17 protein-coding genes are annotated in these 18,678 nt (G+C 48.2%); 1 reads left to right on the top strand and 16 read right to left on the bottom strand.

Going from position 1 to position 18,678, the window contains the following annotated elements:
- Nucleotides 1–12 precede the first annotated feature (12 nt).
- From lpdA to HNY42_RS06140, 5 genes are all read right to left on the bottom strand, one after another.
- Nucleotides 13–1,434 carry a dihydrolipoyl dehydrogenase gene (lpdA, locus tag HNY42_RS06160; RefSeq protein ID WP_131973176.1) on the bottom strand — a complete coding sequence of 474 codons (1,422 nt, stop codon included), beginning with the start codon at nucleotides 1,432–1,434 and terminating at the stop codon, nucleotides 13–15.
- Nucleotides 1,404–2,507: a butyrate kinase gene (buk, locus tag HNY42_RS06155; protein WP_188005255.1), complete on the bottom strand. Its 1,104-nt coding sequence runs from the start codon at nucleotides 2,505–2,507 to the stop codon at nucleotides 1,404–1,406. Before buk ends, lpdA begins: the two co-directional genes overlap by 31 nt.
- Nucleotides 2,508–2,524: 17 nt before the next feature.
- Nucleotides 2,525–3,649: a Glu/Leu/Phe/Val family dehydrogenase gene (locus HNY42_RS06150; RefSeq protein ID WP_114596335.1), complete on the bottom strand. Its 1,125-nt coding sequence runs from the start codon at nucleotides 3,647–3,649 to the stop codon at nucleotides 2,525–2,527.
- Nucleotides 3,650–3,662: 13 nt separating this feature from the next.
- The gene (gene yqiS / locus HNY42_RS06145) at nucleotides 3,663–4,583 is read right to left on the bottom strand and encodes a phosphate butyryltransferase (protein WP_131973178.1); all 921 of its coding nucleotides are present in this window, start codon (nucleotides 4,581–4,583) and stop codon (nucleotides 3,663–3,665) included.
- 145 nt (nucleotides 4,584–4,728) lie between these two features.
- The gene (locus HNY42_RS06140) at nucleotides 4,729–6,384 is read right to left on the bottom strand and encodes a sigma 54-interacting transcriptional regulator (protein ID WP_131503123.1); all 1,656 of its coding nucleotides are present in this window, start codon (nucleotides 6,382–6,384) and stop codon (nucleotides 4,729–4,731) included.
- A 121-nt stretch (nucleotides 6,385–6,505) separates the two neighbouring features.
- Here HNY42_RS06140 and HNY42_RS06135 point away from each other — a divergent pair, with 121 nt between their 5' ends.
- The gene (locus tag HNY42_RS06135) at nucleotides 6,506–6,760 is read left to right on the top strand and encodes a DUF2627 family protein (RefSeq protein WP_131503124.1); all 255 of its coding nucleotides are present in this window, start codon (nucleotides 6,506–6,508) and stop codon (nucleotides 6,758–6,760) included.
- A gap of 866 nt (nucleotides 6,761–7,626) precedes the next feature.
- Here the strand turns inward: HNY42_RS06135 and spo0A are convergent.
- The 11 genes from spo0A to accC all read right to left on the bottom strand — a co-directional run bounded on the left by spo0A (nucleotide 7,627) and on the right by accC (nucleotide 18,676).
- Nucleotides 7,627–8,340, bottom strand: a complete 714-nt coding sequence (gene spo0A / locus HNY42_RS06130; protein ID WP_131973180.1) for a sporulation transcription factor Spo0A — start codon at nucleotides 8,338–8,340, stop codon at nucleotides 7,627–7,629.
- A gap of 3 nt (nucleotides 8,341–8,343) precedes the next feature.
- On the bottom strand, nucleotides 8,344–10,050 hold the full coding sequence (recN, locus tag HNY42_RS06125) for a DNA repair protein RecN (RefSeq protein ID WP_131503127.1): 1,707 nt from the start codon (nucleotides 10,048–10,050) through the stop codon (nucleotides 8,344–8,346).
- Nucleotides 10,051–10,062: 12 nt separating this feature from the next.
- Nucleotides 10,063–10,512 carry a transcriptional regulator AhrC/ArgR gene (gene ahrC, locus HNY42_RS06120; protein ID WP_131503128.1) on the bottom strand — a complete coding sequence of 150 codons (450 nt, stop codon included), beginning with the start codon at nucleotides 10,510–10,512 and terminating at the stop codon, nucleotides 10,063–10,065.
- A 142-nt stretch (nucleotides 10,513–10,654) separates the two neighbouring features.
- A complete protein-coding gene (locus HNY42_RS06115) occupies nucleotides 10,655–11,461 on the bottom strand; it encodes a TlyA family RNA methyltransferase (RefSeq protein WP_131503129.1) in 807 nt (268 codons plus the stop codon).
- Nucleotides 11,462–11,467: 6 nt separating this feature from the next.
- Nucleotides 11,468–13,354 carry a 1-deoxy-D-xylulose-5-phosphate synthase gene (gene dxs, locus HNY42_RS06110; protein ID WP_131503130.1) on the bottom strand — a complete coding sequence of 629 codons (1,887 nt, stop codon included), beginning with the start codon at nucleotides 13,352–13,354 and terminating at the stop codon, nucleotides 11,468–11,470.
- A gap of 120 nt (nucleotides 13,355–13,474) precedes the next feature.
- On the bottom strand, nucleotides 13,475–14,344 hold the full coding sequence (locus tag HNY42_RS06105; protein WP_131973181.1) for a polyprenyl synthetase family protein: 870 nt from the start codon (nucleotides 14,342–14,344) through the stop codon (nucleotides 13,475–13,477).
- On the bottom strand, nucleotides 14,341–14,562 hold the full coding sequence (gene xseB / locus HNY42_RS06100; protein ID WP_026828907.1) for an exodeoxyribonuclease VII small subunit: 222 nt from the start codon (nucleotides 14,560–14,562) through the stop codon (nucleotides 14,341–14,343). Before xseB ends, HNY42_RS06105 begins: the two co-directional genes overlap by 4 nt.
- On the bottom strand, nucleotides 14,540–15,883 hold the full coding sequence (gene xseA, locus HNY42_RS06095) for an exodeoxyribonuclease VII large subunit (RefSeq protein WP_188005254.1): 1,344 nt from the start codon (nucleotides 15,881–15,883) through the stop codon (nucleotides 14,540–14,542). The genes xseB and xseA overlap by 23 nt, the downstream gene beginning before the upstream one ends.
- Nucleotides 15,880–16,713, bottom strand: a complete 834-nt coding sequence (gene folD, locus HNY42_RS06090) for a bifunctional methylenetetrahydrofolate dehydrogenase/methenyltetrahydrofolate cyclohydrolase FolD (RefSeq protein WP_131503133.1) — start codon at nucleotides 16,711–16,713, stop codon at nucleotides 15,880–15,882. The genes xseA and folD overlap by 4 nt, the downstream gene beginning before the upstream one ends.
- Nucleotides 16,714–16,778: 65 nt before the next feature.
- Nucleotides 16,779–17,204 (bottom strand): transcription antitermination factor NusB, encoded by a 426-nt coding sequence (gene nusB, locus HNY42_RS06085; protein ID WP_131503134.1) that lies wholly within the window; start codon nucleotides 17,202–17,204, stop codon nucleotides 16,779–16,781.
- A 119-nt stretch (nucleotides 17,205–17,323) separates the two neighbouring features.
- Nucleotides 17,324–18,676 (bottom strand): acetyl-CoA carboxylase biotin carboxylase subunit, encoded by a 1,353-nt coding sequence (gene accC, locus HNY42_RS06080; protein WP_131503135.1) that lies wholly within the window; start codon nucleotides 18,674–18,676, stop codon nucleotides 17,324–17,326.
- Nucleotides 18,677–18,678 lie beyond the last annotated feature (2 nt).

Genomic DNA, 18,678 nt, shown 5'->3' with positions numbered 1-18,678 from the left:
TGTTTTTCCTCCTTAGGCGTGAACCGCTAATCCGTCAACTGCGAGTGCTGCTTCACCGAATGCTTCTGAAAGTGCAGGGTGTGGGTGGACGAGTTGTCCGACTTCCCATGCCGTTGCATTCAGGACAAGGGCAAGACCGCCTTCACTGATTAATTCAGTTGCTTTTGGTCCAACGATATGGACGCCGACCAAATCATCTGTTTTCGCATCGGAAACGAGTTTAATAAATCCTGCCGCTTCCCCTTCAATCCGGGCTTTTCCGAGACCGTTAAAAGAGAACATCCCCGTTTTGACGTCCAGTCCCGCTGCGACAGCCTCAGCTTCCGTCAAGCCGACCGAGGCTGCTTCCGGCACACTGTAAATACAACGTGGAACAAACGCATAGTTCAGTGGTGTCGTCGAACCGTTGACAATCGTCTCGACCGCTTTTGCACCTTCTGCCGATGCGACATGAGCGAGTTGCAGACGTCCGATGACATCACCAATCGCAAAGATGTGATTATCCTTCGTCCGGAACTCATCATCCACCTGGATGAAGCCGTTCTCAACAACGATGTTCGTATTTTCAAGTCCGATGCCCTCGACATTCGCCATCCGACCGATCGCGACCAACAACTTATCTGCCGCAAGCGTCGTTTTGTCGCCGTTACGGTCGACATCAATCGTCACGCCGGACTCGGTTAACTGGAAACTGTCACTTTGTGCTGCAGCACTCGTCATGATTTTGACGCCGCGCTTTTTGAGCTGACGGGCTACTTCCCGGCTGACAGCTTGATCTTCTGTCGGTAAAATCCGGTCGCTGAACTCGACGACCGTGACCTCTACGTCAAAGTCCGTCAACATCGACGCCCATTCAATCCCGATGACACCCCCACCGATAATGACGATCGATTTTGGTAAGGCGTTCATGTCGAGCGCCTCATCCGAACTAAGCACGTACTCGGAATCAAAGGCCAGACCGTTCAATGGACGTGGACGCGAGCCTGTCGCGACAATCAATTGACGCGGTAAGATCAACTCGCCGTCGCCCTCTTCCGGCTCGACGCTGATTGTTCCCGGCATTGGTGAAAAGATGCTTGGTCCAAGAATCGAACCGCGGCCGTGAAAGACTTCGATTTTTCCTTTTTTCATCAGATGCTGGATGCCGGATTCGAGACCATCGATGATCTCTTGTTTCCGTTGTTTGACCTGTTCGAACCGTAAAAACGATTCCGGTACGTCGACGCCGTATGTAGCGGCGTGTTTTACTGTCTGATAGACGGCTGCCGACTTTAAAAATGCTTTGGACGGGATACATCCACGATGCAGACAGGTTCCCCCGAGTTTTCCTTGTTCTACGATTGCTACCGTTTTCCCGGCTTGTGCAGCACGAATCGCTGCGACATATCCACCGGGTCCACCACCTAGGACAACGACGTCGAATTCTCTAGCCATGTTAGTTCGCCTCCATATTCCTTCACTTGTTCCTCTTGACGCAGTACACGTAAAACGCCTTCTGCGAGCGCACGTAACTCATCTTCACCCGGTATCCGGATGACAGATCCGATGTGTGCGATCCGTTCTTCAATCGCTTTTGTTAACCGGTCACTGTATGCGAGTCCGCCCGTTAAAATGACAGCATCGACTTGACCATATAAAACAGCACTTTGGGCCGCGATCTCTTTTGCAACTCGGTAGGCCATCGCCTCATACAGCAGAGCGGCTTTTTCATCGCCGTCGTCAATCCGACGTTCGATTTCGACCGCATCATACGTGCCTAAGTGCGCGACAAGTCCGCCTGACCCAACGACCAGACGCTTCATTTCCTCGAGTTTATACTTGGTACTATAACATAGTTCTACTAGTTGACCAACAGGCAGGGACCCGCTTCGTTCCGGTGAAAAAGCACCTTCTCCGTCAAGTCCATTGTTCACGTCAATCACACGTCCGTTCAGATGAGCACCGACTGTGATTCCGCCACCCATATGGGCTACAATCAGCCGTAACTGCTCGTATGGTGTGCCAATCTCTTTCGCATACCGTTTCGCGACTGCTTTTTGATTCAAGGCATGGAAAATACTTTTCCGTTCGAGTTCAGGTAAGCCTGTAAGGCGGGCAATCGGTTCCAGTTCATCTACGACGACCGGGTCGACGATGAAGGCGGGAATCGAGAGCATTTGACCAATCTCATCCGCAAGCAGTCCGCCAAGATTCGAAGCATGAACGCCAAACGTTCCGCTTAACAAATCATCACGCATTTCTTGATTGACCCGGTATGTCCCGCTGACGAGTGGACGAAGCAGACCACCACGACCGACGATAGCCGTAAGCGCTTTCAATTCAATTCGTTCTTGTGCCAACACATCAAGGACGACTTGTCGTCTGATCTTCAGCTGATCTGAAAGCGGTCCTCCGACCGCTTCAGCTGAATGGCGCAACGTTTTTGTAAACACTTGCTCTGTCCCATCAAAGATTCCGATTTTCGTTGAGGTTGACCCCGGATTGATGGTTAAAATACGTTCGCTCATTGAAATCCTCCTCTGATTTAACCGCGTGATCCCAGAATGTTTTTATCGCGACGTAAAAACTGGCTGCGGGCACTGCCCATTGTCGCAATCCGTTCTTCCGCCATTTTTTCCGCTGCCCGGTAAGTCGGCAGATGATCACGTTTTGCAATCTCGATGACTTTCGCTACTGCATCATAGACCAGTTCCACTTTTTTCATCGCACGTTCCCGGTTATACCCGTCGAGTTCGTCCGCCACATTGATGACGCCGCCTGCGTTGATGACGAAGTCTGGTGTATAGAGAATACCGCGTTCCTGAAGCATGTCCCCATGACGGTCTTCTTTAAGTTGGTTGTTCGCGGCACCGGCAATGATCTTGACTTTTAGTTGTGGAATCGTCTCATCATTTAATGTCGCACCCAGGGCACACGGTGCAAAGATATCAGCATCGACACTATAAATTTCATCCGGTCCGACGACCAAAGCACCAAACGCTTCTTCCGCACGGCGTAACGCATCTTGATTGATATCCGTGACAATCAATTTTGCGCCTTCTTCGTGCAGATGACGGCATAAGTTAAAGGCAACGTTACCAACGCCTTGAATCGCGATTGTTTTTCCGCCGAGTGAATCTGTACCGTACACTTCTTTGGCTGCAGCTTTCATCCCGCGGTAAACACCGTACGCCGTGACAGGTGACGGATTACCACTTGATCCGAATGCCGGGCTGACGCCTGTTACGAAGTCCGTTTCCATATGAATGTAATCCATATCGGCTACTGTCGTATTGACGTCTTCCGCTGTGATGTAACGTCCGTTTAACGACTGTACGTAACGACCGAATGCACGGAACAACGCTTCTGATTTTTGAGTCTTCGCATCACCGATGATCACGGCTTTCCCGCCACCAAGGTTAAGACCGGCTGCGGCATTTTTATATGTCATGCCTTTTGCCAATCGTAACGCATCAATCAAGGCTTCCTCATCCGACGCATAGTTCCACATCCGGAGTCCGCCGAGTGCCGGTCCGAGTGTCGTATCATGAATCGCGATGATGGCTTTTAACCCTGAGACTTTATCGTGACAAAAAACGACCTGTTCGTAATCTTCCATTGCCATTGTTTCAAAAATACTGAATCGTGCTTCTACGTTTGTTTCAACCATCGTTAGTTCCCCCTTAGATTGTTTGCTTGATTTTTTTGGTAGGCTGCGCATTAAGTAAAGCAAAGGCCAATGAATACAGTTTCGCTTCCGCCGTATCGGCCCGACTCGTCAAGACGACCGGTGCTTTAGCTCCGACCAAGATAGCGGCGACCGAAGCGTGCGCAAAATACATCAGTGATTTATAAATCACGTTTCCGACCTCAATTTGCGGAACGACGAGTAGATCGGCTGCCCCCGCAACGTCTCCTGTCAATCCCTTTTGTTTCGCCGCTTCTAAATTGACAGCATTATCGAGAGCGAGTGGACCGTCAACAAGGCAATCCTTGATTTGTCCGCGTCGATTCATTTGTGTCAGTAAGGCAGCATCAATCGTTGCCGGCATCGTCGGATTAACGACTTCGACAGCCGCTAACACCGCCACTTTCGGCAAGGAGTATCCGACTGCCCGAAGTGCGGTCACTCCGTTTTCAATGATGTGGACTTTATCTTCCAGTGTCGGTGCGATATGAATCGCAGCATCGGTCAATCCGATGGCTGTCTCCCGTCCCGGTACTTCAAACAACGCAACATGGGACAACACATTTCCTGACCGTAAACCCGTTTCCTTATTTAAGACGGCTTTCATGAACGTTGCCGTCGGAACGAGTCCTTTCATCAAGACATCCGCATCCCCTTTGCGGACGGCATAAGCGGCACGCTCGGCTGCTTCTTGTGCCGTGGCCGTATGCGTGATGACGAATTGCGCCTCACTCAGCTGCCGATCATGGATCATTTTTTGAATACGTGTCGCATCCCCAAACAAATGAAAACGGGCTAAATCGTTCTCAATTGCCAACGCCACCGCATCCATTACTTCTTCATCATCTGCTGATGCAATCGCAACGACTGCATCTTCAAGATCTGCTGCCTGCTGAACCATCTGTTCAAACCTCAAGCCATTTCCCCCCTTACCTGTCATTCTCTTTATTTAATAGCAATTTTCATGCCAATTTTAAAACGACGATATACCAACATTCACTCCTTTATTTTTGCATGGAATTGCATTTATTTGCAATATGTTGCATGCAATAAACTGCAAATCAACACCGGATATTAAACCGCTCCACTTTGTAATAAAGAGCTCGTAAAGAGATGCCTAATTGTTTAGCCGCTTCAGTCTTGTTTCCATTTACAACATCAAGCGCCTCCCGAATCAATTGTTCTTCCACGTGCGACATCTCATCCGACAGGTGTTTGATTTCTTTTTTCGGACGTTCCGATCGTTTAGGTGGCGTCGAAACTACCAGTTGCAAATGACCTTTTCGTAAGACCTGCTCCGTTTTATCCGTAAAAATCAGTGCACGTCCGATGACATTTTCGAGTTCACGGACGTTTCCTTTCCACGTCTGTTTTCGAATGGCATCCAAAGCGTCTTCGGAAACCCGTTCGACGGATCGTCCGTAACTTTGATTTAATTTACGCAACAGATGTGTCGTCAATGGCGCAAGATCGTCAGGTCGTTCACGGAGAGCCGGAATATGAATCGGTAACCGGTTGATGCGGTAATATAAATCTTCCCGGAATTCCCCGGTGATGATTTTTTGCTCGAGATTGGCATTCGTCGCTGCAATGATTCGGACATCGACCGGGACCGCTTTAGCTCCGCCGACTCGAACGACTTCATTTTCTTGCAACACCCGTAATAACTTCGCCTGGACATCAAGCGGCAGTTCACCAATCTCATCTAAAAACAGAGAGCCGCCATGCGCTTCTTCGAAATACCCTCGTTTCCCGCCACGACGGGCTCCCGAGAACGCTCCGTCTTCATAACCAAACAACTCGCTTTCAAGCAGGCTCGGTGCAATCGCTGCACAATTGACCCGGACGAATTGTTCATACCGACGATCACTTGCAGCATGAATCGCATGTGCAAACAATTCCTTTCCGGTACCGGATTCTCCCCGGATTAAGACATTGACCGGCATCGTCGCTGCAAGCTTCGCCTGATCGACGACAAAACGCATCGATTCACTTTCGGCGATGATGTCATCAAATGTGTATTTCGCTTCAAGCGTCCGGATTTTTTGTTTGGCAGCTTTCAGTTCTTTCGTTAATGCCTTCATTTCCGAGATATCCCGAATGACACCAACGGATCCCCGTACTTGACCATCAACGACGACAGGAGCTGCATTCACGATAATATCCCGTCTGTCTTGACCAATCTTCATCCGGGCATCGCGGACACTTTCCCCCGTTTCGAGTACCCGTAAATGGACAGATTCCTGCATCCCGATATCAGCACTTGCCGGTTTACCGATGACGTCATCCTCTGTATAACCGGTCATTCGCGTATATGCCGGATTGATCAGCATCGTCTCACCCGCCTGATCAGCGACTGAAATCGCTTCGCTCGTACAATGAATGATCGCTTCGAGCATCCGCTCCTTTTCTGCCAGCCGTTCCAGTAACACACGAACGAATTCTCCCGGTAAAACGGCGGCGTCCGGAAAATAATGAATCAATTGTTTAAGCACACCGTGTTCTCCGGTCGCGTCAATAATAAAATCAATGGCTGTTCCCTGAAAAGCCGCCCAAGTTTTTTCTACCCGGATTTGTCCCCGTTTTGCGAGTTGAACGCCTGTCGCGTGTTCGTCTGGATCGACGACCCCGATAACCGTCAACAAAGGCGAACGTTGAAAAGCATGTAATACTTCTGTTCCACCGCGCCCCGCACCAACAATCAAGAGATGATGCATTCTGATTCCCCCTTTGAAACTGCTTACATCTTTATCCTACCTGTATTAAAACAGGAGGGCAAATCGAATTCGCAGTCATCTGGATTTTCTGATACAATACGCTTGGAAAGGGGTCACAATCATGCGAATCATCGGTCTATTATCTTTATTCATCCCGGGCATCATCGGTGCCATTGGCATCAAGTTGATGCGGGACAGTGTTTTCTTAAAAGCTCAGTTCCCCTTCCGGTATCTAGGGGATTCTGCCTATGTATATGTTTTACAAGGGTTCACCGGTTTAGCGTTAGCTATTGGTGGCATCGGTTTCGTCGCAGGTTATGTTTTTTACCGCGATCGTAAACGTGGCAAAGTATCGGATCGTTATCAAAAAAAATAAGCACACAAAAAGGTCCCCATCTCTTGAACTCATTTCAAGCGCGGGACCTTTTATTCATATAAAGTTGGTTTCACTTACGGATGAACTCCTCTCATAGTAGAACTATTCGTGTACTTCAAAACCATAGGTTGTCCTCTTAATGAAGAGGTTGAAAGAAATCAGATTTGGCTATCGGGCGATCGATAGAAAGATATAGCTACTCCATCATCTGACTTTACTTGGACCTAGGTGAAGCATAATGTCATCCGCTTAACGCAGTCGATCATTCGGTTGCTAACATTCACTGCTAGACAACACTCCTTTTCACGAACTGTACTTGTTACGGGTCTTGCTTGGTCTTGCTTGGTCTTGCTTGGTCTTGCTTGGTCTTGCTTGGTCTTGCTTGGTCTTGCTTGGTCTTGCTTGGTCTTGCTTGGTCTTGCTTGGTCTTGCTTGGTCTTGCTTGGTCTTGCTTGGTCTTGCTTGGTCTTGCTTGGTCTTGCTTGGTCTTGCTTTGGACGTTTATTTTACGTTACCCTCCACTTTTTCCTTGCTTCGAAATCGTGAAGTTTCATACCTGTTTGAAATAAATCTTCCAAAAAAGATATGAAATGCCTTGGTAAAAACTCTACCAAGAGAATGTCGTCCATCATTCTTGAGCCGTTTACAGGTGGCGACCTGAGATGAAATGTGTTGAACGGTTTTCCGGGAACCAATTCGACTCGACGTTCATCTGACGTCTTTCCAAATCATTTGGTACCTTTATTATAACAAACATTTCAGTTTATGCAACGTTTATTTAATGAATATTTAGTTTTTATTTATCTAGTAAAAAAAATCAGGTTTGTACGGATACGTTCATCCGCACAAACCTGATTTTTCTCTGTTCAAGATCCATTCATATGGTTTGACACATAAGAAATGAACTCGGAATTTTTTGGACTTTTCTGTTGTTCAATCCGTCCGTTGAATAAGGTATGTTCACTCATACCTTCTTTCCAGGCCGACTTAATCGCATGACGCATCGCCCGTTCGACACGAGAAGAAGTTGTTTCATGTTTTTTAGCAATCATCGGGTATAACTCTTTTGTGATCAACCCCAATAAATCTTCTCGTTCGAGTACCATCAAGACGGCATCTTTTAAGTACGTGAACCCTTTGATATGCGGAGCGATCCCAATTTCCCGTAGCGTGGTTCCGACTTTCGTTTCAACCGGTTCTGCTTGGTTCGTCTGAACACCGTGAACGACCAGGCGGATTTTATTGACGAGTTGATCCAGACTAAACGGTTTTAATAAAAAGTAGGCAGCGCCCAGTGAAACCGCTTGTTGCGATACTTCATCTTTTCCGAACGCACTTAACATGATGACAGCCGGACTGTTCTTTTGATTCATCAATGCTTCCAAGACACCTAACCCGTCGAGATGAGGCATGATGATATCTAATAACAGGACGTCCGTCTCGACATGTTCCAATTTCTCGAGGCAACTCTCGCCATTATAGGCGACACATACCACTTCCATGTCTTCTTGGGCAGATAGATGTTGCCGAATCAATTCGACCATCTCACGGTTATCATCTGCAATCCCCACTCTAATCAATTGTTACACCCCATTTTTAAGCGATTCCTTCATATGCATTGCCTGTTCCATCAGTTCTTCCGCATGACGCAACGTCAAATCCGTCATATGTGTACCGGAAATCATCCGTCCCAGTTCATTTCCGCGCTCCGAATCCGTCAGAACGTTGACCTGTGTCGTCGTCCGGTCCGTCTCTTCGATTTTCCGGATATACAGATGTTGATCCGCAATGGAAGCGACTTGAGGCAAGTGAGTGATACACAACACTTGACTGTCGATCGACAGACGATAAATCTTTTCCGCCATCGCTTGGGCGACACGTCCTGATACGCCTGTATCCACCTCATCAAAAATGATGGATGCTACACCGACTGAACGTGAGAAAATCGATTTCAGACCAAGCATGATACGTGACAATTCGCCGCCTGAAGCAACTTTTCCAAGTGATTTAAACGGTTCTCCAGCATTCGTCATGATATAGAACTCAACGAAATCGATTCCGTTTCTACGTAAAGTCGGTACCTTTCCGTCCTGTAGGAAACGAATTTCAAACCGGGCTTTTTCCATATACAACTGACGCAGCTCGAGATGAATCGCCTCACCTAAAAGATGAGCTTCTTTTCTCCGGACTTGGGACAACTCGCCACCGATCTCGAACAGTTCCGTTTCCAACTGTTCCACTTCTGTTTTCAGTTTCTCAATCCGCTCATCCCGGTTTGTCATCGCATCCAGTTCCACACCGATTTTTTTCCCGTAGGCGATGACTTCTTCAATCGTCGCCCCGTATTTCCGTTTCAACTGTTGGAATACGGATAGACGGAGTTCGATTTCATCAAGCCGATTCGAATCAAACTCTAATGTCTCCAGTTGATCACGGACCGCATACCCGACTTCCTCCATCGCATAAAATGCATTCGCCAGGGTATCACTTTGACCTGAAAACTCGTCATCGATACTTGAAGCCTGCTGCAATTCACGCATCGCGTCTCCTACGGAATCGATACCGCGTCGTTCATCATGCAACGCATCGTAAGCCGCACTGAGAGAAGCATGAAGCTTTTCGAAGTTCGCTAACCGGTTTCGTTCGCTCAACAACTCTTCTTCTTCTCCTTTTCGGAGTTTCGCACTATCGATTTCTTCCGTTTGAAAGGACAGCAAATCGATGCGTTGCGCTAATTCCTGCTCGCTTTGCGCCAACGCTTGTAAGGCATCGCGTTTTTCTTCATACTGCTGAAAACGTTCTTGATACCGTTCGAGAATCGGAGCAATCGTCGCATGTCCGAAATCATCCAAAATCGTTTGATGATACGTACTTTCCATCAAATGTTGATGTTCGTGCTGACCATGCAGATCGACAAGTGCCCGTCCGAATTCCCGCAAAATCGTCAACGTGACTAATTTATGATTGACGCGACAGACACTTTTTCCGGAAGCAAACAAATCACGTCGTAAAATAATCATGCCGTCTTCCATGTCGATCCCGTACTCTTCGGCTAACGAATACGCCATATGACCGTCTTCAATCATGAAAAGACCCTCTAATTCAGCCTTGTCCTCACCGTACCGAACAAATTCAGCAGACCCGCGACCACCGATCAGTAATCCAATCGCATCCAGCACGATCGATTTGCCGGCTCCTGTCTCTCCGGTCAAGACCGTCATACCTTTTTTAAAATCAATCTGTAGCTGGTCAATGATTGCAAATTGTTTTATCGATAGTTCAGCTAACATCTTGTCAACTCCTTACAACATTCCTAAAATACGTTCAGTCACTTCCGTTGCTGCTTCTTCGTTTCGCGTAATCATCAGTATCGTATCGTCTCCGCAGACCGTACCGAGCAACTCCGGCCAGTTTAAATGATCAAAGAGGACACCTAATGCGTTGGCATTCCCCGGTAAGACATGCATGACAATCAAATTTTGAGCAGAATCAATCGAGATGAAGCTATCTCCGAGTAACCGGCGTAACTTTCCAAGTGGATTGAACCGCTGATCGGCAGGTAAACTGTATTTATATCGTCCATCATTTAACGGTACTTTTACGAGATGGAGTTCTTTAATGTCCCGAGAGACGGTAGCCTGCGTTACTTTATACCCTGCATTTCGAAGTTCCTCGACCAACTCATCTTGTGTTTCGATTTCTGACTGCGTAATGATTTCCCGAATCTTGATTAACCGTTGCCCCTTTGTCATCCTTGCACCTCACAGTTTTTCTTCACTGATACTATTGTAATCCAATAATTCGATAAAAGTCCATGCTTGCCCTATTCATTCCTGACAAATCAAAAACAGACTCCATCATCTTTGACGGAGTCTGTTCAAAAATCAATTGGACTTATAGCGCGGCATGTGCCAGGTGGACGGTTTCAAGTGGATCAACCGACTCTTCCATTCCCGGTGTCTTGAGCTCGGCGTGCAAGAGAAACTCAATGTTGCCTTCACCACCGGTAATCGGTGAGAAATCTAATTGTTTGACATAAAATCCTTCGCGAACGAAGAAATCCACCATCTCTTTGAGTACCCGTTCATGAATCCGTTCATCCCGAACGATTCCTTTTTTACCGACATCATCCCGTCCTGCTTCAAACTGCGGTTTGACGAGCGCGATGACATCCCCACCCTGAGCTAGAATGGCTTTTAAGGGCGGAAGAATTAATCGGAGCGAAATGAAGGAGACATCAATCGTCGCAAAGCTTGGCTGAATCGAAAACATGTCTGGCGTCGCATGACGGAAATTTGTTTTCTCCATCGCCGTCACACGATCGTCCGACCGTAACTTCCAATCCAGTTGATTTGACCCGACATCCAGCGCATACATATGTGCAGCTCCGTTTTGTAAGGCACAATCCGTGAAACCGCCTGTTGAAGAGCCGATATCAAGACCAATCCGTCCGGATACATCGATATCGAATACAGCAAGTGCTTTCTCCATCTTATATCCGCCACGACCGACATATGGCATGACTTGACCTTTAACCGTCAAATCGATGTCTGATTTCACTTTTTCACCGGCTTTTTCGAGTCGTTCCGTTCCACTGAATACAAGACCTGCCATGATGGTCCGTTTTGCTTTTTCACGTGTTTCACATAAACCGCGCTCGACGAGTAAAACGTCGAGGCGGATTTTTTTTACAGTTTCCATGAATCGTTACACACTCTGTTTCTTTCCTTGATTGACAAACGAACGAACTTCTTCCGCAATTTGTCCAGGCAATAATCCGATTTCTTCTAACAATTCGTTGACGCCGCCGTGTTCGATATACCAGTCCGGAATACCAAATCGTTTGACGCGCGGGAAAGCTTCCTGTTCATTGGCATGTTCGAGAACAGCTGAACCGAATCCGCCTTTAAGCACCGCTTCTTCAAGCGTCACGAGTGGAATGCCTTCTGCATATAAAGCCGTCAACATTTTTTCGTCCAGTGGTTTAATCGTCCGGGCATTGATGACCCGTACTGATAACTCTCCTTCAAGAAGTTCCGCGATTTTCAGGGCGTCTTGCACTTGTGGACCAAACGCCATGATGGCGACATCCGTTCCTTCACGCTCCACGTCCCATGTATCAAGCGAAATCTCATGAAGTGTCTCATCCATCGGCACACCGATTCCTTCTCCACGCGGGAAACGGACAGCAATCGGTCCTTCGTGTTTAACAGCCGAATAAAGAAGGTGTTGCAGTTCATTCTCATCCTTCGCCATGACAATCCGAATATTCGGCACGTGGCGCATAAAGGCGATATCAAAGACACCTTGGTGTGTCTCGCCATCAGCACCTACGAGACCAGAACGGTCAATCGTAAACGTAACATCGAGGTTCTGACGTGCAACGTCATGAACGAGCTGGTCGTATGCGCGCTGGAAGAATGTCGAGTAAATCGAGACGACCGGTTTCATTCCTTGTGTTGCCTGACCGGCAGCGAACGTGACGGCATGTTGTTCCGCGATACCGACATCAAACATCCGCTCCGGGAATTCTTTCTCAAAACAATCGAGTTTTGATCCGACGCTCATGGCCGGCGTGATCAGTGTCAATTTGTCGTCCTCACGGGCCATCTTCGTCAATGTATCTGCTACTGTAAACGAATAGCTTGGTGCTTTTGATTTCCCTTTAATGACTTCACCCGACTCAATCTTGTACGGTCCAAGGCCGTGCCATGTGCCGATGCCGTCGTATTCAGCAGGACGGTATCCTTTTCCTTTTTTCGTGATGACATGAAGCAGGACAGGTCCTTCTTCTTTCTTCACGTAGTTCAGCTGTTCAATTAAATCGTTCAGATCATGACCATCGACCGGTCCGTAATAATTGAAACCGAGTTCTTCAAAGAACATGCCGGGAACAAGTGCCCCTTTGACAGCTTCCTTGATTTTCTCTCCGCCTTTTTCTAGCTTCCCGCCGATCAAAGGAATTTTTTTAATCAACGTTTCCAGTTCATCTTGCGCATAACGGACTTTGCGGGAAGAACGGATTCTTCCTAACATTTGGTGCATTGCTCCGACATTCGGTGCAATGGACATCTCGTTGTCGTTTAAGATGACGATGACGTTTTGTTGTTCGGCTCCGATATGGTTTAAGGCTTCAAGTGCCATTCCGCCTGTCAACGCACCATCTCCGATGATAGCAATTGCCCGGTCATCGTTTCCTTTTAACTCATTCGACACAGCAATCCCCATCGCTGCCGAAAGTGAAGTCGAGCTGTGTCCGGTTTCCCAGACATCATGGATACTCTCATTGCGTTTCGGGAACCCGCACAACCCTTTGTGTTGACGTAACGTATCAAACTGACCTGCCCGTCCTGTCAGAATTTTATGCACGTACGCTTGGTGTCCGACATCCCAGACGAATTTATCGTTTGGACTGTCAAATTCACGGTGAAGCGCTAACGTCAGTTCAACGACACCTAAATTCGGTGCTAGATGTCCACCTGTTGTTGCTAGTTCTTCAATCAAAAAGCGTCGGATGTCGCCTGCGAACAGTTCTAATTCCGAGACTGACATACGCTTTAAAAATGACGGATCCTGTATCTCTGTCAACTTCATACCTTACCGCCTCTTTCCCTTGCATTCTTATATGGTTTGTACCCTACATTGTACTAGAACAATCTTGCGAACGCCACATTCCCGGCGCATAAAAAAAGACGGCATACTACGCCGCCTCTCTTAATGGTCACGCTTGACGACGAAGTCAAGCAAATCTTTAAGCGGTGCCGCTTCGGCGGAAAGTGCTTCGATTGCTTCATTTGCTGCCGTCACCTGGGCTGCAAGTGCCCGTTCCGCTCCGTCAAGACCTAGTAGTTTCGGATACGTTGCTTTGTCATTTCCTTCATCACTGCCAACCGGTTTTCCAATTTTGTCAGCGTCTCCGGTTACGTCCAAAATGTCGTCTTGAATCTGAAACGCGATCCCGAGATGACGGCCGTATCGCTTCAAATGTTTGAGATCCGCTTCTGTAACGCCGGCTAAAATACCACCTGCTTCGACTGCAAAAATCAACAATGCTCCTGTTTTTCGACGGTGAATCGACTCGAGTTCTTCCGCGTCATTGATTCCGCCGCGCTCCCCCAGCATATCGTCTAATTGACCGCCGACCATTCCGGCTGCACCTGCCGCCATTGCAAGTCGCTCGAGCAATTTCACTTTGACTTCTGCCGTGGCCGTCGTCTCGAGTAAACAGGTAAAGGCATTCGTCAGTAACGCATCACCAGCGAGAATCGCCGTCGCTTCGTCAAATTGAATATGATTTGTCGGACGTCCGCGTCGCATATCATCATCGTCCATCGCCGGTAAGTCATCATGGATCAACGAATATGTATGAATCATCTCAAGCGCTGCCGCTGCTGCGTCACCCATCTTGCGGTCGATCCCATACGAATCGAGGACAGCATAAATCAGCGCCGGTCGGACACGCTTGCCACCTGCATCAAGCGAATAACGCATTGCTTCCCGCAGACGATCCGGTGCTTCGAGACGATTCATGAATGTTTCCAGCGCTTGTTCCACTTGCGTTTTCCACTCTGTTAAGACAATCATTGTGATCCCCCTTTTTCACGTAACGTGCCATCTTGCTCCAAGATTTGATCCAACCGTTGTTCTGCCGTCGACAGTTTCCCTTGACAGAGTGCCGTCAATTTGACGCCTTCCTCGTACAAATTCATCGCCTGCTCAAGCGGTGCTTCACCCGCTTCCAGTAATTCGACGATCTCTTCCAATCGCTCTAAAGCCGCTTCAAAGGATTGTTCTGTTTCCATCTTCTTCATCCTCTCGTTTCGCTAGGATACTCCCGTCATGAAACTGAACCCGGAAGGTCTGATCTGACAATTCTGTTACGGAGCGGACAAGTCGTCCATCCTGCTCGACGTATGTATATCCACGAAGCATGACTTGCGTCGGACTGACCGAGTCGAGTCGGGCAATCATTTGATATAGCCGATCCTGCTTCGAACGCATGATGGTGTGAATCCGTTCCAGCTGCTTTCGCGTCCGAATCAATTGGCTCCCTTGCTCCGCAAGACGTTCCTGCATCGCAATCCGGGCAAATCGATTCACCTGATCGGTCAACGCTTGTTGTTTCGTCTGAAGTACTTGCTTCCCGATTCGGTGAAGTCCCATCTCTGCCCGGTCCAATCTTTCCTGTTTTAAACCTAACAAGACCCGGGGAGATTTCAATCCGTAACTGGTTGCCAGTCGGTTGACTCGCTCTTTACGTTCGTTGATGTACTGAGCGTAGTGTCGTGTCAACCTTCGATTCAGCTCATTGAGACGCTTCTCGAGTTCTACTGCTTCAGGCGTCACAAGTTCTGCCGCGGCTGTCGGCGTCGCCGCGCGGACATCCGCCACAAAATCAGAAATCGTAAAATCTGTTTCGTGACCGACCGCTGACACAATCGGAATTCGTGATTGATGAATCGCCGTCACAACCGACATTTCGTTGAACGCCCACAGCTCCTCGATTGATCCGCCCCCCCGACCGATGATCATCACATCACATGCCTGATGTTCGTTCATCGCTTCAATGGCACGGACGATTTGGGGTGCTGCGTCTTTTCCTTGGACCAAAACAGGTGCAAAGACGATGGCAGCTTGCGGATAACGCCGCCGTAACGTCGTCGCAATATCATGCAAGGCTGCACCCTTCGGAGATGTTACGATTCCGATTCTTTGCGGGAATGCCGGCAACGGCAGTTTCTGTTCCGCTTCAAACCACCCTCGGGCTTCGACATCCTCTTTCAATCGGATATAGGCTTCGTAAAGGACACCTACACCGTCCTCCATCATCCGTTCGACGTAGAGCTGCATCTCACCCGACGCGACATATACCGAAATCCGTGCCGTTATGATAACACGGGCACCGTCCCGGATGTCCGCTTTGACACGACCGGCATCGCGGGCAAACATAACGGCTTTCATCCGCGACTGTTCGTCTTTCAACGTAAAATAAAGGTGACCGGAAGAGTGTCGTTTAAAGTTCGACACTTCTCCCACCACCTGAACTTGTTGGAGCAACGAGTCATTCTCGAGTTCCCGCTTCACGTAATGGACGAGTTCGGAAACCTGAAGAGGATTCGTCATTTCGCCGCCTCAATCGTGTTATGAAGCAACATCGTAATCGTCATCGGTCCGACCCCACCAGGAACAGGTGTAATCATCGAAGCGACATCTTTCACAGCTTCAAATTCGACATCTCCGACCAACTTCCCGTCTACCCGGTTGACACCGACATCGATGACAACGGCATCCGGCTTGACCATATCGGCTGTAATCAGTTTCGGTACACCGACAGCGACGATCAAAATGTCCGCCTGACGGGTCATCGCACCGAGATCTGCAGTTTTCGAGTGACAATAGGTCACTGTCGCTGATTCATTCAAGAACAGCATACCGACAGGCTTTCCGACGATTTGACTTCGGCCGACGACAACGACATGACGACCGGCAATCGGTACATTCATTTCCTTGATGAGGTGAAGAATGCCGTTTGGTGTACACGGTAAGAAGGTTGGTTCTCCGATCATCATTTTTCCGACTGAGACCGGATGGAATCCGTCGACATCTTTTTCCGGGGCGATGGCGAAGATGACCTTACTTTCATCAATATGTTTTGGCAAAGGTAATTGAACGAGAATACCGTGTACGCTTGCATCGGCATTCAAACGTTCAATCAAGTGAAGTAATTCCGATTCCCCCGTCTCTTCCGGTAGTCGAATTAAATCAGACTCCATACCAATCTCTTGTGCCGCTTTTTCTTTACCACGGACATACGATTGGCTGGCTGGATCTTCCCCAATTAAGATGACGGTCAGCTTCGGTTGAATACGTTGTTCTTTCAGACGTGCGACTTCTTCTTTCAGTTTCAAACGATACGATTGTGCGACTTGTTTCCCATCGATTACGACTGCCATGATTTTGTCCACTCCCCAAAAAATATTCACTTCACTCTTTGCCTGATCAAACTTCTCTGTTTAAGTTAGTTGCTTTGCGGATTTTCTTTCAAACCGTTTTGTTCCACTTCTTGTGCTACTTTTCCTAACACACCGTTGACGATTTTTGTTGCTTCTTCGTCGGCAAAAGCTTTTGTCAATTCAATCGCTTCGTTGATCGTTACCCGGACTGGAATTTTAGTTTCAAACAACAGTTCATACACCGCAAGACGAAGAATCGTCCGTTCAATGTTTCCGAGACGTTCAAATGACCAGTTCACGAGCGCGGCACGCAACTTTTGATCAATTTCCGGTTTATTGGCTTCGACACCCTCGACCAATCGTGTAACAAACGTATCATATTCTTTACCTTCTACTGCGAATTCAATGGCTTCTTGTGCAGACAGATCCGAGAGTTCCATTTGGAACAAAGACTGTACTGCCAGTTCGCGCGCCATATGTCTTTTCATCATGATTTTACGTGCTCCTTTTTTTATCGTTCTCAATCAATTAGTTTAGCACATTCTTTTTTCAAAAAACATAGAGAACGGCAAAAAGACGGGAGTTAAATACAATCGACTCCCGCCCACGATTACTTCACGATTTCTGCTTTTAGTTCACGTTCTGTAAATTTCGTCGTAAATGTTCCACGACGGAATACCGGATGTGCCAAGACTTTTTGATGGAACGGAATCGTCGTTTTGACACCCTCGATCCAAAATTCAGATAAAGCCCGTTCCATTTTCGCACATGCTTCTTCACGTGTTTCGGCATGAACAATCAGTTTTGCGACCATTGAATCATAGTACGGAGGAATCATATACCCCGGATAGACTGCACTATCGATCCGGACGCCCATTCCGCCCGGTGCGACGTATTGTGTGACCCGTCCAGCGTGGGGACGGAAATCGTGATCCGGGTCTTCCGCATTAATCCGGCATTCAATCGAATGCCCCCGGAATTCAATATCCTGTTGCTGAACAGCCAGTGGATGATCGAGCGCCACCTGGAGCTGCGCCTGCACAAGATCAAATCCCGTGATCATTTCCGTCACCGGATGTTCGACCTGGATTCGCGTATTCATTTCCATGAAGAAGAATTCTTCCGTCTCTTCAACAAAGATGAACTCGATCGTCCCGGCTCCCGTATAGTCAATCGCTTTCGCTGCCTTGACTGCCGCTTCCCCCATCTTCAAACGTGTTTCAGGACTAACGGCCGGCGACGGGGCTTCCTCAATCAGTTTTTGCATCCGTCGTTGAACGGTACAATCCCGTTCCCCGAGATGAATCACGTTTCCGTGACGATCGGCGAGTACCTGGACTTCGACATGACGAAACTCTTCGATAAAACGTTCGAGATACACTTCGCTGTTGCCGAATGCTTGTTTCGCTTCACGGCGCGTTTCATCCAGACCGGTCACAAGTTCTTCCTGTGAACGGGCGACACGAATGCCTCGTCCACCTCCGCCGGCAGTTGCCTTGATGATAACAGGATAGCCGATTTCATCCGCTAGTTGTAACGCCTCGTCATCCGTGACCGTCCCGTCAGAACCCGGTACGACAGGTACACCGCAGGCAATCATCGTTTGTTTCGCGACATCCTTGATCCCCATCTGACGGATGGCAGCGGATGTCGGTCCGACGAACTTGATGCCACAGGCTTCACACATCTCGGCAAAATCAACGTTCTCCGCGAGGAACCCGTATCCCGGATGAATCATCGTGACGTTCCGATTGGTCGCAACAGCCAGGATATTCGTGACATTCAAGTAAGAAGCCGTCGAACTGACATCTCCAATACAATATGCTTCATCTGCTAAACGGACGTGCAGGGCATCCCGGTCCGCTGTCGAATAAACGGCAACCGTCTGAATGCCGAGTTCTTTTGCCGCACGAATGATTCGGACCGCAATCTCGCCCCGGTTCGCTATTAAAAGTTTTTCCATTG

The sequence above is a fragment of the Exiguobacterium sp. Helios genome (genome assembly GCF_014524545.1).
GTDB lineage: Bacteria > Bacillota > Bacilli > Exiguobacteriales > Exiguobacteriaceae > Exiguobacterium_A.
The sequence above is the reverse complement of the archived record's forward strand: the minus strand, read 5'-3'. Positions and strand labels throughout refer to the sequence as shown.

Excerpts from the sequence above, each read along its gene's own strand:
- lpdA (WP_131973176.1), bottom strand. The coding sequence starts at position 1,434 with ATGGCTAGAGAATTCGACGTCGTTGTCCTAGGTGGTGGACCCGGTGGA.
- HNY42_RS06115 (WP_131503129.1), bottom strand. The coding sequence starts at position 11,461 with ATGGAAACTGTAAAAAAAATCCGCCTCGACGTTTTACTCGTCGAGCGC.
- HNY42_RS06150 (WP_114596335.1), bottom strand. The coding sequence starts at position 3,649 with ATGGTTGAAACAAACGTAGAAGCACGATTCAGTATTTTTGAAACAATG.
- folD (WP_131503133.1), bottom strand. The coding sequence starts at position 16,713 with ATGGCAGTCGTAATCGATGGGAAACAAGTCGCACAATCGTATCGTTTG.
- HNY42_RS06140 (WP_131503123.1), bottom strand. The coding sequence starts at position 6,384 with ATGCATCATCTCTTGATTGTTGGTGCGGGGCGCGGTGGAACAGAAGTA.
- nusB (WP_131503134.1), bottom strand. The coding sequence starts at position 17,204 with ATGATGAAAAGACATATGGCGCGCGAACTGGCAGTACAGTCTTTGTTC.
- dxs (WP_131503130.1), bottom strand. The coding sequence starts at position 13,354 with ATGAAGTTGACAGAGATACAGGATCCGTCATTTTTAAAGCGTATGTCA.
- xseB (WP_026828907.1), bottom strand. The coding sequence starts at position 14,562 with ATGGAAACAGAACAATCCTTTGAAGCGGCTTTAGAGCGATTGGAAGAG.
- buk (WP_188005255.1), bottom strand. The coding sequence starts at position 2,507 with ATGAGCGAACGTATTTTAACCATCAATCCGGGGTCAACCTCAACGAAA.
- xseA (WP_188005254.1), bottom strand. The coding sequence starts at position 15,883 with ATGACGAATCCTCTTCAGGTTTCCGAACTCGTCCATTACGTGAAGCGG.
- HNY42_RS06135 (WP_131503124.1), top strand. The coding sequence starts at position 6,506 with ATGCGAATCATCGGTCTATTATCTTTATTCATCCCGGGCATCATCGGT.
- accC (WP_131503135.1), bottom strand. The coding sequence starts at position 18,676 with ATGGAAAAACTTTTAATAGCGAACCGGGGCGAGATTGCGGTCCGAATC.
- ahrC (WP_131503128.1), bottom strand. The coding sequence starts at position 10,512 with ATGACAAAGGGGCAACGGTTAATCAAGATTCGGGAAATCATTACGCAG.
- HNY42_RS06105 (WP_131973181.1), bottom strand. The coding sequence starts at position 14,344 with ATGATTGTCTTAACAGAGTGGAAAACGCAAGTGGAACAAGCGCTGGAA.
- recN (WP_131503127.1), bottom strand. The coding sequence starts at position 10,050 with ATGTTAGCTGAACTATCGATAAAACAATTTGCAATCATTGACCAGCTA.